Below are 13,594 nucleotides of genomic sequence, written 5' to 3'. Positions count from 1 at the left end.
TTGGTTTCGAGGTGTGAGCCCGGCAGGGGCCAGGGTTTCAGGGAGGACGGACGTGAGTGCTCGACGATGGTGGGCTGGACTGATGGCGGTGGCATGGAGCGTGCTCGCGGCGGGTCCGGTGCTGGCGCAGCCGACGCCGAAGCGGGCGCCGCAGGCTCCGGTGGCGGTCGCGAAGGCCGATCCGCAGGAGAAGGCGCGCTACCAAATTGCGGTGATGGAGAGCGTGCTCGAGACGGCCGTGCAGCGCGGGGCGACGGTGATGACCCGGCAATGGCGGTCGGTCGCACCAGAGATGTTGTTGATCGGCGGCACGGCGCGCGCGCGCGGGTTCCGTCTGGATGGCTACGGCCTGTTTTTCGCCGTGGACGTGCCCGCCATGCAGCCAAGCGTCATCTGGACCTGGCGGATGCTCGACCGCGATTCGGGCGGCGCCAGTACGGCGATCCAGGCGCTCAGGAACTTCATCAAGGGCGTCGCCGATCCGGCCCAGCGCAAGGGGCTCGAACAAGCCGTCCGACGGCTCGAGGTGCAGGTGTCCCCGTACTCGAGGCCGGGAGACACGACCGCACAAAGCGCGTCCGGCGACCCCGTGGTGACGCGGACGCAGTCGTCGGGGGGCACGCCGGTCACGACGATCACGGCTCCGGCCCTCGAAGTGATGTCGGACCCGAACGAAGTCTATTCGACCGCCGTCAAGGAGGCTTTGATCGAGGCTATGCTGGATTACAGCCAGGCCCTGCTGGTCGGTGTCGAAGAATCGCTGACCGTGGCGGCGCGCGACAGCAACGCGCGGGGGATCGGGGCCGACGAACAGGGCGAGTCGATGACGATCTTCATTCGCATCAAGGGCGCCGACCTGCAGGCGTTGTACGCCGGCCGGATCACGCGCGATGAGGCGCGCAAGCGGGTCGAGGTTCGCGAGTATTGATATAGTGGAACCTTTCGCGTCTGGCTGGTGCCTAAAACGGCAAGAGTGAGGACGCTGGTCCGGAGCGGTGAATGCTGCGCCGTTCCTCAGGAGTCCGGCGAGCCAGCTAGACGAAAGGGATCCCATGCAACTTCTGCGATTGCCCGCCTTTGTCGTGATCCTGGCACCGCTGGTCCTCCTCGCCGGCTGTGGCCTCACGGCCATTGACGTGGCCAGCGCCATCAAAATCGGCAACATCACGACGGGCTGGTTCGATGCCGGCGTCACCAACGGGATGAACAAGCTGGTGCCGAGCGCGTCGTTCACCGTGTCCAACACGAGCTCGTCGGCCATCAGTTCGCTGCAGGTGTTCTCGGTGTTCCGCTACATCGGCGAGAATGAAGAACTAGGGTCCTCGCTCGTCATCCTGCACGGTGCCGACGCCCTCGGTCCCAATGCGACGAGCAAGCCGCTGACGGTTCGGGGCGTCTGGGGCTTCACCGGCCAGCAACCGCGCGCGCAGATGCTCATGCACAAGTTGTTCAAGGACGCGCGCGTAGAGATCTTCGCGAAATACGGCGCCGGTCAGTTCATCAAGCTGACCGACGTGCCCGTCAGGCGGCAGCTGCTCACGCACTAATCGCTACTTCTTCACCATCGGCACAAAGCGCACTGGAATGACGCTGCGTTTCGTGAGCGAGCCGGCAACGTCCTTCTCGACCACCACGAGATCCTGAACCGCCCCCACGGGCCCGACCGGAATCACCAGTCGTCCACCCGGGCGCAATTGTCCAACGAGCGCAGGCGGGATGTCGTCGGGTGCCGCCGTGACGAGGATGATGTCGAAGGGGGCCTGGTCGGGCCATCCCAGGTAGCCGTCGCCCTGACGGACGGTGACGTTCCGATATCCCAATGTGGTCAGCCGCTCCCGCGCCGTGTCGGCCAGAGCCGCGATGATCTCGATGCTGAACACCCGATCGACCAGCCTGGACAGCACGGCGGCCTGGTAGCCTGAGCCCGTTCCGATTTCGAGTGCCCGATCCGTCGGGCGCGGGCGGGCCAGTTCCGTCATCAGGGCGACGATGTACGGCTGCGAGATGGTCTGTCCGTGACCGAGGCCGAGCGGCGCGTCGATGTAGGCGTTGGCGCGATCGCGCTCCGCGATAAACAGGTGACGCGGCACCTCGCGCATCGCCGCGAGCACCCGCGCGTCAGCAACACCGCGCTCGGCAATCTGCTCGGCGACCATGGCCAGCCGCGCGCGGGTGAAGTCGTCCTGAATGGGCGGTCGCTGCGGGTCACGGGATGGCGGAGTCGGTGCGGCCATGAGCGACACCGTCAAGCAGAGCGCCGGAACAACGCGGACCACCATATATAATGCGGGCGTGTCTCAGACATCAACCAACCCACACACGCTTGAACGCCGACTCGGTCCCTTCGATGCCGCCGCCATCGTCATCTCGAACGTGATCGGCGTCGGCATCTTTACCAGTCCCGGCTACATCGCCCAGATTGTAGCGCATCCGGTCGGGATCATATCGGTTTGGCTGATTGGCGGCCTTCTGGCATTTGCCGGGGCCATGGCGTACGCCGAACTCGCGGCCCTGCGGCCCCGATCGGGCGGCGAGTACGTGTACCTGCGCGAAGCCTACGGTCCCATTGCTGGATTCCTGACCGGGTGGACGTCGTTTGTCGCCGGGTTCACGGGAGCGATTGCGCTTGGCGCCCTCGCCGTCAGCGAATACATCGCCCGCTTCGTCCCTGCGGCCAAGGACCCGACGCCGATCGTCTCATTGCCGCTCGGGCTCGTCACCTTGACACTGTCCCCCCGAACCATTGTGGCGACCGCCGCGATCGTGGCGTTGACCTTGATCCATGTCCGCGGGCTCGGGCCAGGCCGCATCGTGCAGAACGTGCTGGCGGCTGGAAAGGTCGGCGCGCTGCTCCTGCTAGTCGCGCTCGGGCTCGCGGTGGGGCGCGGGTCGGTGCCGCACGCGGAAGCCGGGCAGGCCATCTTCTCGATGAACTGGCTGGCGGCACTGATTCCGGTCATGTTCAGCTACAGCGGGTGGAACGCAGCGGCGTATGTCGCCGAGGAGATTCGGGATCCGGGCCGAAACGTACCGCGCGCCCTGGCCCTTGGGACCGCTGCCGTTGTGGTCCTGTATCTGGGCGTGAACGCGCTGTACCTCTACGCGCTGCCGGTCCAGGAAATTGCGCACCCGACCGGCGGACAAGGCGATCTCGCGGTGGCAATCGCGGCGACGACCCGGTTGCTCGGTCCGGGTGCAGCCGATGTGCTGGCGGCCGTCGTGGTCGTGGTGCTGCTTGCGAGCATCAGCGCCATGACCATTGCCGGGCCGCGCGTGTACTTCGCGATGGCTCAGGACGGCGCGTTCTTTCCGGCGGCCGCACGCGTGCATCCGCGCTTCAAGACTCCGGCGGTCGCGATCGCGGCGCAGGCGATCTGGAGCGTGATTCTGGTGTTGTCGGGCAACCCGCTGAAGCTGATCTACTACACCGGCTTTGCCGTCGTGCTCTTCTCAGGCCTCGCCGTCAGCGCGCTCTTCGTCCTTCGTGTCCGCTACCCGAACGAGCCGAGGCCGTTCAAAGCCTGGGGGTATCCGGTGGCGCCGGCGATCTTTGTAGTCGCGAGCCTGATCATCCTGATCAATCACATCAGGACCTACACCGCCGACTCGCTGTCGGGGATGGCACTCATGGCGGCCGGCATCCCGCTCTACTTCGTGTTCAAGGCGACGAAGCGACGACAAACGAGCAGGGAGAACCTGTGAAAAACGATCGGGTCACGTTTCCGGACCTGACCACTTTTCCGTACTAACCCGTCCCCTTCGCATCGGTGCCGGACGAGGCCCTTCCAGCCCGTCATGCCGGCGAACGCCGGAATCCACGACTGGACCCCGGCTTCCGCCGGGGTGACGAGAACTTATTTCCGTTGGCAAGACGCGACACGCAGAAGACCGCTAGGTCCGACGCTTTCTTGAACGAAGTAGCGCCCAGAGTGTCAGCAGGGCGATCGATCCATCGCCCAGCGCAAACAGCAGGAACGACGCCGGCGATCCGCGCAGCAGATAATCGAGCACGAACAGGATCGCCCCGGCGCCTTTCAAGCCCGGCCCCATCAGCCACAGATACGCGCGGTACCGCTCCGGGTCGCTGTACGGCAACACGTAGCCCACGCCGATGGCCAACGCAAACAGCCCGTTCAGGTCCGCATGTACAGGCGGAACGGGAGCTGGCAGGCCGAACAGCTGTACAAGAAGAGGCCGCCCCGCAAGCAGGGCGGCCCCGATGAGGAGGTCGTAGACGGCCGAAAGCGCGGCGACCAGTCGAAGCACGAGGTGTCTGCTACTTGATGATCTCGAGCTCGCCTTGGAAGTTGATGTTCTCGCCCGCGCGGATGTTCACCTCGAACGAGATCGACTTGAACCCCGGCGCCGAAATCTCGATCTTGTGGGGCCCCGGATCGAGCCGCAGCTTCTGGAAGATGCCGTCGAAATCGTCCACCCGTCCCGAGTAGTAGCCGTCGACGTACACGGTCGCCTGCGCCGGTTTCACTTTGAGCCTGATGCTGCCTGTCAGGCGCTGCTGGGAGGCGTACCCGCTACCCGTGCTCCAACCGTATCCCCCGCCGTATTCGCCGCCATACCCCGAGTATCCGCCGTACCCCGACCAGAATGGGTCGTAGTAATACGAGTAGCCGAGGCCAAGGCCGCCCCACCCAAACGGCTGGAAGCCCCAGCCGTAGTTTCCGTAGTAGCCATTGTTCCCGTAGTAGCCTGGGTAGTACCCGTAATACGGTCCATACGGCGAGTACTCACCATTGGATCCGCCGAACCCCTGGCTGCCCGTTCCCGCGGCAGGCGTCGTGCGCACGGTTGCCGTGCCGGTCGCCGGGTTATTCCCACGCGGCCGGGAGAACCAGGGTGAGACCTGGGTCGTGGGAGCCGTGCCCGAACGTGGCTCGCGCGAGTTCGCGGTACGACCAGTGTCGCCATAGGTCGGCGAGCCGCCAGAGGATCCCGACGTGCCGCTGCTGCCGCCGTTCCAGTTCCCACCACTGGAGCCGCCAGACGGCGACGCCATCCCTCCACCGCCGCTCGGGACAGCTGCGCCAGTAGGTCCACCCGAACCGGCCGTGGATAGGCCCGGTGTTGGCGTGCCACGCTCGCCGCCGCCGCCGCCAGCCCCTGTTGCTTTGGGGTTGCCCTGCGCGAACACGACGGCCGACGGCACGGCGAGCAGCAGCGCTGCCACAACCAGGATGATGACGCCGAAATTGAGCCGAGTCATGATGCGCTCCTTTGCAAGGACGGACCGCGGAGGGAGACAGTCCAGCGCCGCCCACCTACTGCTCAAGCAACTCCATTGCCAAGCAGACCCGACTGGATCTCTTCAGAATCTACGCCTCCGGGGTCCCGTTGTCCAGTCCAGGGGTCAGAACGGCTGCCTTTGGCGTCCGGTTTTCTTGACAGCATTTTCGGCCGTCCGATAGACTGCCGCCAGAGAGACGACCGACCCCGCACAACGCGCGACTCCCACGTTCCTTCCGAAGGTTGGCCAGTCATGGTTCACGCGACGACGATTCTCACGGTCCGTCACCAGGACCGCGTGGTGATGGCCGGCGACGGCCAGGTGACCCTCGGCCAGACGGTGGTCAAGCACGGCGCACGCAAGATCCGCCGTCTCTACAACGACCGCGTGCTCGCCGGGTTTGCCGGTTCGGCCGCCGATTCGTTCGCCCTGTTTTCCCGCTTCGAAGCCAAGCTCGATCAGTATCGCGGCAACCTCGAACGTTCAGCCGTCGAGCTGGCGAAAGACTGGCGCACCGACCGGGCGCTCCGGCGCCTGGAGGCGATGCTGACGGTCGCGGATCAGAAATCAACATTTCTCCTGTCCGGCACCGGCGATCTGATCGAGCCGGACGATGGCATCGTGGGCATCGGAGCGGGCGGGATGTATGCGGTGGCGGCGGCAAGGGCGCTCGCACGCAACACGTCGTTTGACGCCAGAAAAATCGCAGAGATCGCGATGGCGCTGACCGCCGAAATCTGCATCTACACGAACAACCAGTTCACGATCGAAGAGTTGACCATCAATCCCCAGCAGCCGGTCGCGACGACCTAGCCCCATGCCCATTTACCTGCCGTCATCGCTCAGTCCCTTCGGGTCGGCCATGACCCCGCGCCAAATCGTCGCCGAACTCGACAAGTACGTCGTCGGACAGCACCAGGCGAAACGCGCCGTGGCGATTGCGCTGAGGAACCGGCTCCGGCGCCAGCTTCTGCCGAAGGATCTGGCCGACGAGGTGACGCCGAAGAACATCCTCATGATTGGCCCGACCGGCGTGGGCAAGACCGAGATTGCGCGGCGACTGGCGCGGCTGGCGCAGTCGCCGTTTCTCAAGGTCGAGGCCTCGCGGTTCACCGAGGTCGGCTACGTCGGGCGCGACGTCGAGTCGATGATCCGCGACCTGGCGGAGATTGCGGTCGGCATGGTGCGCGACGAGCGCTACCGCGACGTGCAGGCGATGGCCGAAGAGCGCGCCGAGGAACGACTGCTGGACCTGCTGTTGCCGCCCCGTCCTCCGACGCCCGGCGACGACGCGGCGGCGAAAAACGAACACGCGGGCCAGACGCGCGAGTGGCTGCGGACGCAGTTGCGGGATGGCAAGCTCAACGATCGCACCGTCGAGTTGGAGTTGCGCGAGCAGAGCATGCCGATGATGCAGGTGGTCGGCGGTTCGTCGATGGAGGAAATCGGTCTCAATCTCAAGGATATGCTGCCGGGCCTGTTCCAGGGACGCAACCGCAGCAGCACGATGAAGGTGCCGGACGCGCGGGCGCACCTCATCCAGGAGGAGCAGCAGAAACTGGTGGACATGGAGACGGTGGCGCGCACTGCCATCGAACGTGTCGAGCAGAGCGGCATCATCTTCGTTGATGAGATCGACAAGATCGCCGGGCGCGAGGGTGGCCAAGGCCCGGATGTCAGCCGCGAGGGCGTGCAGCGCGACATCCTGCCCATCGTGGAAGGCACCACCGTCAACACCAAGCACGGCATGGTGCGGACCGATCACATCCTGTTTATCGCGGCCGGAGCCTTCCATGTTTCGAAGCCGTCCGACCTGATTCCGGAACTGCAGGGCCGGTTCCCGATCCGTGTGGAACTCGAACCGCTCGGCCGCGACGAGTTCGTCCGGATTCTGCGCGAACCGCGCCATGCGCTCATTACCCAGTACGTGGCGCTGTTGGCCACCGAGGGCCTGACCCTTGCGTTCACCGATGACGCGATCGAGCGCATCGCGGAACTGGCGGCGATGGTCAACGAGCGGACCGAGAACATCGGCGCCCGCCGGCTCCACACCGTGATGGAGAAACTGCTCGACGTCATTTCGTTTGAAGGGCCCGACCGCGTGGAGAAATCGATTACGATTGATGCCGGATACGTTGACCATATGCTCGGGGAAATCGTGAAGAACGAGGATCTGAGCCGGTACATCCTGTGAGACCCACGCCGATGCCGCGAGATGTCAGAGCGCCCCGTTCCACGGCCAGGGCGGCCGGTTGGCGCCGGGTCCAGGCTGCGCTCATCCTGTTGGCGGTCGGGTTGCTGCCAGCCGCGTGCGGCAAGAAGGGGCCTCCGCTGGCGCCGATCGTCAAGACGCCGGCCCTGCTGTCAGACTTCACGGCTCGCCGGTCCGGCGACACGGTGTATCTCCGCTTTACCGTGCCTGCCAGCAATACCGACACCACGAAGCCAGCCGACCTCAGCCGCATCGAGGTGTACGCGTACACCGCGGTGAAGGAGATCGAGGGACTTCAAGTTCGCGACCTGACGCTCGTCTCGGAGGTGCTGGTACGGAGGCCGCCCGATCCCGAAGACGATCGCGACGCCAGGGAAAAACCGGCCGCCACAAAGAAGCCGACGAAGGAGAAACCTCCGGAACCCGGCGTCGACCAGGGATCCATCGTCACGATCACCGACGTGCTGACGCCGGAGTCCATGAAACTCACGCCGATCCCCAAAAGGTTGATCCCGCCGCCGATTGCGAAGGCTGACGAACCGTCACACGGATCAAAGCTGGAACTGCCGGCTGTCGGACCGGTCCTTGAGGCCAGGCCGCGACGCTTCTACCTCGCCTACACCGTGAATCACAGCGGACTGCGCGGAACTCCGTCGCCACGATTCGCCGTCGCGTTCGATGCGCCGCCGCCGCCGCCAGGCAAGCCTCGGATCGAGGTGAAGGAGAAGACGCTCGAGATTTCCTGGGATCCGCCGGCAGGCGCCGCCGTGGCTGTCGAGCAGCCGGCCACCGGATTCGAGTTGCCCGTCGTGACTCCCGACATGCTGCTGCCGGGGCTGCGGTTGTCCAACATTTCACCCGGCAAGCCTCGGATCGTGGTGAAGGAGAAGACGCTCGAGATTTCCTGGGATCCGCCGGCGAGCGCCGTCTGGACTGTCGAGCCGCCGGCCACCGTCCCCCCCCTGTTGCTTGTGACGCCTCGCGGCATGCTGCTGCCGGTGCTGCCGGTGTACAACATCTACGCCGTGACCAGGTTGCCGGTCCCGGCTGAGGCTGGTGGCGTCCGCCCGCCCGAGATGCCGCTGCCTCTCAACGTCACGCCCCTGACATTGCCGACCTTCGTCGACGCCACCATTGAGTTTGGCGTCGAGCGCTGCTATCAGGTGCGCACCCTGAACACGGTGGGCGCGACCGCTCAACTGGCGACCGCGACTCCGACGGCGCCAGTCCTTTTGTCAATGCCGGCCACCTCCGAGAGCGACCCGTCCGCGATGGCGTGCGTGACGCCGGCCGATACCGTCCCGCCGCCCGCGCCGACCGCCTTGGCGGCCGTGGCCAGCACAGGCGCCATCAGCCTGATCTGGACCGGTGTGGATGCGCCCGACCTGGCCGGGTATCTGGTCTTGCGCAGCTCGACGCCAGACGGGCCGCTGACACCGCTCTTCACGAAGCCCATCCGCGAGACGACGTATCGCGACACCAACGTGAGGTCCGGCGCCCGCTATGTCTACGCCGTCGTCGCGGTCGACAGGGCGTTACCACCCAACCAGAGCCCGATATCGAACAGGGCCGAAGAAACGGCGAGGTAGGCTCGCGAGCGAGGACCGACAAATGGATCGGATCTACCGGATTCTGTGGAAGGGTGAACCCCGGCACGCCATTGAGCGGGACGGCATCCTGAGGCTGGTGGCCGGCGATCTGTTCGGGCGCTACACGCTCGGGGATCGCATTGCCGAGGGGGAGGCGGGTGCGTTTGCTCCGGCCGTGCCGTTGCTCGCGCCGATCGAACCGACCAAGATCGTCGCGATCGGTCTGAACTACAAGGACCATGCAGCCGAGCAGGGCAAGCCGCTGCCCAAGGAGCCGATGCTGTTTCTGAAACCGTCGACCGCCGTCGTTGGCCCGGGCGAGTCGATCCAGTTGCCACCCGGAGTCGGGCGCGTCGATCACGAGGCGGAGATGGGCATCGTGATTGGACGGCGGGCCACCCGCGTCAGCGCCTCTGACGCCAGCGGGTACATGCTCGGCGTGACCTGTTCGAACGACGTCACCGCGCGCGACATGCAGAACCGCGGGTACCAGTACTCGCACGTCAAGGGGTTCGACACGTTTGCCGCACTCGGGCCGTGCATTGCCGTCGGACTCGATCCGGCCGATCTCGCCGTCGAAGGCTGGGTCAACGGCACGAAGCGTCAGGGCTCGCGCACCAACCAACTGGTGTTCTCGGCGGCCGAGTTGATTGAGTACATCAGCGCCATCATGACGCTGCTGCCCGGTGACGTGATCTCCACCGGCACGCCATCCGGTATCGGGCCGCTCGTTGACGGCGACACGGTCACCATCAAGGTCGAGGGCGTTGGGGAGCTGACCAATCCGGTCAGGGCCAGGCTAGGGGCGCGAGTCAAAGGAGCGAAGGCGTGAAGGAGTCCCTCGAAAAACTGGCGGCGCTCGAGCGACAGGCCGAACTCGGCGGCGGCGAGGAGCGACTGAGGCGGCAGCACGAGGCGGGGAAGTTGACCGCGCGCGAGCGGATACTGGAGCTGTTCGACCCGGGGACCTTTGAAGAACTCGACAAGCTGGTCACGCATCGCTGCCGGGACTTCGGGATGCAGGAGCAGGTGATTCCCGGCGACGGCGTCGTCTCAGGACACGGAATAGTCGAGGGGCGTTCCGTCTATGCGTTCGCGCAGGACTTTACCGTCTTCGGCGGATCGCTGTCGGAAACCAACGCCGAGAAAATCTGCAAGGTGATGGACCTGGCGGTCCGGATGGGCGCACCCATCGTCGGGCTCAACGACTCGGGTGGCGCGCGGATCCAGGAGGGCGTGATGTCGCTTGGCGGCTACGCCGACATTTTCCTGCGCAACACGCTGGCGTCAGGGGTGGTGCCGCAGATCTCGGCCATCATGGGCCCGTGCGCCGGCGGCGCGGTGTACTCGCCCGCTATCACCGACTTCAACATCATGGTCAAGGGCACGAGCTACATGTTCGTGACCGGGCCGGACGTCATCAGGACGGTGACCCACGAGGACGTCACCAAGGAAGAGCTTGGCGGCGCAATGACGCATAACGAGAAGAGCGGCGTCGCGCATTTTGCCGTAGAGAACGATCGCGAGTGCATCGCGCTCATCCGGGAGCTGCTCGGGTTTCTGCCCGCCAACAATCTGGACGATGCGCCGCGCGGTCCGCTGACCGATTCGTCGACCCGCGAGGACGAATCGCTCGACACGCTGGTGCCGGCCTCACCGTACCAGCCCTACGACATGCTGGACCTGATCCACACGATCGTCGATGACGGGTACTTCCTCGAAGTGCATCGGTATTTTGCGCAGAACATCATTGTCGGGTTCGCGAGAATGGGAGGGCGGTCGGTCGGGATCGTGGCCAACCAGCCGGCGCATCTGGCCGGCACGCTCGACATCGATGCGTCGGTCAAGGGCGCGCGGTTCGTGCGCTTCTGCGATGCGTTCAACATTCCCCTGGTGACGCTCGAAGATGTGCCTGGATTCCTGCCAGGGACCGTGCAGGAATTCGGCGGCATCATCCGCCACGGCGCGAAGCTGCTCTACGCATTTGCCGAGGCGACGGTGCCGAAGGTCACGATCATCACGCGCAAGGCGTACGGCGGTGCCTACTGCGTGATGTCGAGCAAGCACCTCCGCACCGACTTCAACTATGCGTGGCCGATGGCGGAAATTGCGGTGATGGGTCCCGAGGGCGCGGTGAACATCCTCTACCGGCGCGAACTGGAGCATTCGGCCGATGCGCCGGCCCGACGTGCAGAGAAGACGGCCGAGTTCCGCGACACGTTTGCCAATCCCTATATCTCTGCGGCGCGCGGGTTTGTCGACGAGGTGATCCAGCCGCGGACGACGCGGCGCAAAATCATCTCGGCGCTCGAGGCCTGCGCGAACAAGCGCGAGAAGAACCCGCCCAAGAAGCACGGCAACATCCCGCTGTAGCAATCACTCCGAGCAATCACTCCGGGAGTGATTGTGCCATCGCAAGGACCGATCCAACGGGAATCAGGCCTTCACGTGTGCTTCGGGCTAGAATAACTACGGCATGTCTGCACCGCTGACCAAAGTCCTCATCGCCAACCGCGGCGAAATCGCCGTCCGCATCATCCGGGGCTGCCGCGAGATGGGCCTGAAGACGGTGGCCGTGTACTCCGAGTGCGATCGCACCAGTCAACACGTGCGCCATGCCGACCAGGCGTACGCGATCGGACCAAACCCGCCGCGCGAGAGTTACCTGTGCATCGACAAGATCATCGACGTCGCACGCAGTTCGGGGGCCGACGCCGTGCATCCTGGGTACGGATTCCTGGCGGAGAATCCGGATTTTGCCCGGGCCTGCCGCGATGCGGGACTGATCTTCATCGGCCCGACGCCAGAGGCCATTGATCTGATGGGGAGCAAGACCGCGGCGCGCGCGGTCGCGATCGCCGCCGGCGTGCCGGTCGTGCCCGGCACGAAGGAGCCGCTCGGACCCGAGGTGCCCGAGGCCGATGTGGCGCGAATCGCGGCCGAGGTCGGCTATCCCATCCTCATCAAGGCGGTGTCGGGCGGCGGCGGCAAGGGCATGCGCACGGTGACCGACCCGGCCGAACTGGCCAGCGCGTTGCGCGCCGCGCGATCAGAGGCGCTGTCGGCGTTTGGCGATCCGGCCGTCTACATCGAACGGCGTGTCATGCGGCCCCGCCACATCGAGATCCAGTTACTCGGTGACCACCACGGCACCGTCGTGCCGTTCGTGGAGCGGGAGTGCTCGATCCAGCGCCGCCATCAGAAAGTGGTCGAAGAGTCGCCGTCGCTCCAGGTGAATCCCGGGACACGGGCGTCGCTGGCGGCGGCGGCGGCCGCGGTCGCGCGACGCGTGGGCTACACGAATGCCGGGACGATCGAGTTTCTCCTGGATCAGAATGGCGAGTTCTTCTTCCTCGAGATGAACACGCGGTTGCAGGTCGAACACCCGATCACCGAACTGGTGACGCTGACCGATCTGGTGCACTGGCAGCTTCGCATTGCGCGCGGCGAGCGTCTCGACCTGGATCCTGAGCAGGCGTTGGTTCCCCACGGGCATGCGATTGAATGCCGCATCTACGCGGAGGATCCGGACCGCGACTTCCTGCCGTCGCCCGGACGGGTCACCGCCCTGCGCGTGCCGGCAGGGCCAGGCATCCGTCGTGACGACAGCGGGGCGGTGGCCGGGGCCGACGTGCCGGTCTACTACGACCCGCTCATCGCCAAGCTCTCGGCCTGGGCGGTCGATCGACCGACCGCCATCGCGAGGATGGCACGGGCGCTCGGCGAATACGACGTGCGCGGCATCAAGACCACGATTCCGTTCTTCCGGTGGTTGATGACCGATCCGGACTTTCAGGCCGGCCGGTTCGACACGACCTTCATTGATCATGCGCTCGCATGTCGCAACGGGCAGCCGTTTCAGGAGGTGCCTCCCGAAGACGAGCACCTCGCCATCGTGGCTGCAGCCGTGCATGCCATGACCCAGAAGATGTCGGCCGAAGCGCCCGCGGCATCTGCGGTGCAGGACAGCCACTGGAAGCGGCACGCCCGCGCGCAGGGGCTTCGCTGACCGCACTCGTGCCGGAGCACGCGATGGAATTGCAGATCGACATCGGCGGCCGAACCCGCACCGTCATCGTCGAAACCAAAGACGGGCAGTATCACGTGACCAGTGACGGAGAGACGTGGCTGGCAGACGCGGCGGTTGTCGACGGGGCCACCTATTCGCTGATACTCCCGGGAACCGGCTACACCAGCCACGAGGTCGGTGTGGCAGCCGCGGGACCCCATGGCGATCTCAGCGTGCATCTGGCGAGCGGGATCACGACGGTGCGGCGGCTCAGTGGCGCGGGCCGGTTCGGCGGGCGCGGCGTTCAGGCGGCCCAGGCCGTCGGGACTCAGCAGGTCGTGGCGCCAATGCCCGGCAAAGTCGTACGGGTCCTGGTGAAGCCAGGCGACCAGGTCAAGGCCCGGCAGGGGCTGGTGGTGGTCGAGGCCATGAAAATGGAGAACGAGCTGCGCTCGCCGAAGGACGGTCGCATCGTCGACGTGTTCATAACCGAGGGGACTTCGGTCGAGGCCGGCCGCCTGCTCGTCGTCGTCGAGTAGGAC

13 protein-coding genes are annotated in these 13,594 nt (G+C 65.6%); 10 read left to right on the top strand and 3 right to left on the bottom strand.

The window, feature by feature from the left end; genetic code table 11:
* Positions 1-52: 52 nt before the first annotated feature.
* Both NT151_08515 and NT151_08510 read left to right on the top strand, forming a co-directional pair.
* Positions 53-928, top strand: a complete 876-nt coding sequence (locus NT151_08515) for a hypothetical protein (GenBank protein MCX6538961.1) — start codon at positions 53-55, stop codon at positions 926-928.
* Between the two features lie 124 nt (positions 929-1,052).
* The gene (locus tag NT151_08510) at positions 1,053-1,547 is read left to right on the top strand and encodes a hypothetical protein (GenBank protein ID MCX6538960.1); all 495 of its coding nucleotides are present in this window, start codon (positions 1,053-1,055) and stop codon (positions 1,545-1,547) included.
* A 3-nt stretch (positions 1,548-1,550) separates the two neighbouring features.
* Here NT151_08510 and NT151_08505 read toward each other — a convergent pair whose 3' ends face one another.
* The gene (locus tag NT151_08505) at positions 1,551-2,234 is read right to left on the bottom strand and encodes a protein-L-isoaspartate(D-aspartate) O-methyltransferase (protein MCX6538959.1); all 684 of its coding nucleotides are present in this window, start codon (positions 2,232-2,234) and stop codon (positions 1,551-1,553) included.
* Between NT151_08505 and NT151_08500 the strand changes: the two genes are divergently transcribed.
* Entirely contained in the window at positions 2,233-3,702 is a 1,470-nt protein-coding gene (locus NT151_08500) for an amino acid permease (GenBank protein MCX6538958.1), read from the top strand. The two genes, NT151_08505 and NT151_08500, sit on opposite strands and share 2 nt — an antisense overlap.
* Positions 3,703-3,891: 189 nt before the next feature.
* Here the strand turns inward: NT151_08500 and NT151_08495 are convergent, their stop codons facing one another.
* Both NT151_08495 and NT151_08490 read right to left on the bottom strand, forming a co-directional pair.
* Positions 3,892-4,266: a hypothetical protein gene (locus tag NT151_08495; GenBank protein MCX6538957.1), complete on the bottom strand. Its 375-nt coding sequence runs from the start codon at positions 4,264-4,266 to the stop codon at positions 3,892-3,894.
* 10 nt (positions 4,267-4,276) lie between these two features.
* Positions 4,277-5,221, bottom strand: a complete 945-nt coding sequence (locus NT151_08490) for a PEGA domain-containing protein (GenBank protein MCX6538956.1) — start codon at positions 5,219-5,221, stop codon at positions 4,277-4,279.
* 273 nt (positions 5,222-5,494) lie between these two features.
* Here NT151_08490 and hslV point away from each other — a divergent pair, with 273 nt between their 5' ends.
* The 7 genes from hslV (at position 5,495) to NT151_08455 (ending at position 13,591) form a co-directional block, all read left to right on the top strand.
* Positions 5,495-6,055, top strand: a complete 561-nt coding sequence (gene hslV / locus NT151_08485; GenBank protein MCX6538955.1) for an ATP-dependent protease subunit HslV — start codon at positions 5,495-5,497, stop codon at positions 6,053-6,055.
* 4 nt (positions 6,056-6,059) lie between these two features.
* On the top strand, positions 6,060-7,436 hold the full coding sequence (hslU, locus tag NT151_08480; protein MCX6538954.1) for an ATP-dependent protease ATPase subunit HslU: 1,377 nt from the start codon (positions 6,060-6,062) through the stop codon (positions 7,434-7,436).
* A gap of 11 nt (positions 7,437-7,447) precedes the next feature.
* Positions 7,448-9,043, top strand: a complete 1,596-nt coding sequence (locus NT151_08475) for a hypothetical protein (GenBank protein ID MCX6538953.1) — start codon at positions 7,448-7,450, stop codon at positions 9,041-9,043.
* Between the two features lie 22 nt (positions 9,044-9,065).
* Positions 9,066-9,875: a fumarylacetoacetate hydrolase family protein gene (locus tag NT151_08470; GenBank protein MCX6538952.1), complete on the top strand. Its 810-nt coding sequence runs from the start codon at positions 9,066-9,068 to the stop codon at positions 9,873-9,875.
* Positions 9,872-11,416, top strand: coding sequence for an acyl-CoA carboxylase subunit beta (locus NT151_08465; protein MCX6538951.1), 1,545 nt, complete (start codon positions 9,872-9,874; stop codon positions 11,414-11,416). Before NT151_08470 ends, NT151_08465 begins: the two co-directional genes overlap by 4 nt.
* A 103-nt stretch (positions 11,417-11,519) precedes the next feature.
* Positions 11,520-13,052, top strand: coding sequence for an acetyl-CoA carboxylase biotin carboxylase subunit (locus NT151_08460; GenBank protein MCX6538950.1), 1,533 nt, complete (start codon positions 11,520-11,522; stop codon positions 13,050-13,052).
* A 23-nt stretch (positions 13,053-13,075) separates the two neighbouring features.
* Positions 13,076-13,591, top strand: a complete 516-nt coding sequence (locus NT151_08455; GenBank protein MCX6538949.1) for a biotin/lipoyl-binding protein — start codon at positions 13,076-13,078, stop codon at positions 13,589-13,591.
* Positions 13,592-13,594 lie beyond the last annotated feature (3 nt).

The sequence above is a fragment of the Acidobacteriota bacterium genome, assembly GCA_026393675.1.
In the GTDB taxonomy this organism is placed as follows: Bacteria; Acidobacteriota; Vicinamibacteria; order Vicinamibacterales; family JAKQTR01; genus JBAXOX01.
The sequence above is the reverse complement of the archived record's forward strand: the minus strand, read 5'-3'. Positions and strand labels throughout refer to the sequence as shown.

Bases quoted from the DNA above. Each gene is read 5' to 3' on its own strand.
- NT151_08510 (MCX6538960.1), top strand. From the start codon at position 1,053: ATGCAACTTCTGCGATTGCCCGCCTTTGTCGTGATCCTGGCACCGCTG.
- NT151_08500 (MCX6538958.1), top strand. From the start codon at position 2,233: ATGAGCGACACCGTCAAGCAGAGCGCCGGAACAACGCGGACCACCATA.
- NT151_08505 (MCX6538959.1), bottom strand. From the start codon at position 2,234: ATGGCCGCACCGACTCCGCCATCCCGTGACCCGCAGCGACCGCCCATT.
- NT151_08490 (MCX6538956.1), bottom strand. From the start codon at position 5,221: ATGACTCGGCTCAATTTCGGCGTCATCATCCTGGTTGTGGCAGCGCTG.
- hslV (MCX6538955.1), top strand. From the start codon at position 5,495: ATGGTTCACGCGACGACGATTCTCACGGTCCGTCACCAGGACCGCGTG.
- hslU (MCX6538954.1), top strand. From the start codon at position 6,060: ATGCCCATTTACCTGCCGTCATCGCTCAGTCCCTTCGGGTCGGCCATG.
- NT151_08475 (MCX6538953.1), top strand. From the start codon at position 7,448: ATGCCGCGAGATGTCAGAGCGCCCCGTTCCACGGCCAGGGCGGCCGGT.
- NT151_08470 (MCX6538952.1), top strand. From the start codon at position 9,066: ATGGATCGGATCTACCGGATTCTGTGGAAGGGTGAACCCCGGCACGCC.
- NT151_08460 (MCX6538950.1), top strand. From the start codon at position 11,520: ATGTCTGCACCGCTGACCAAAGTCCTCATCGCCAACCGCGGCGAAATC.
- NT151_08455 (MCX6538949.1), top strand. From the start codon at position 13,076: ATGGAATTGCAGATCGACATCGGCGGCCGAACCCGCACCGTCATCGTC.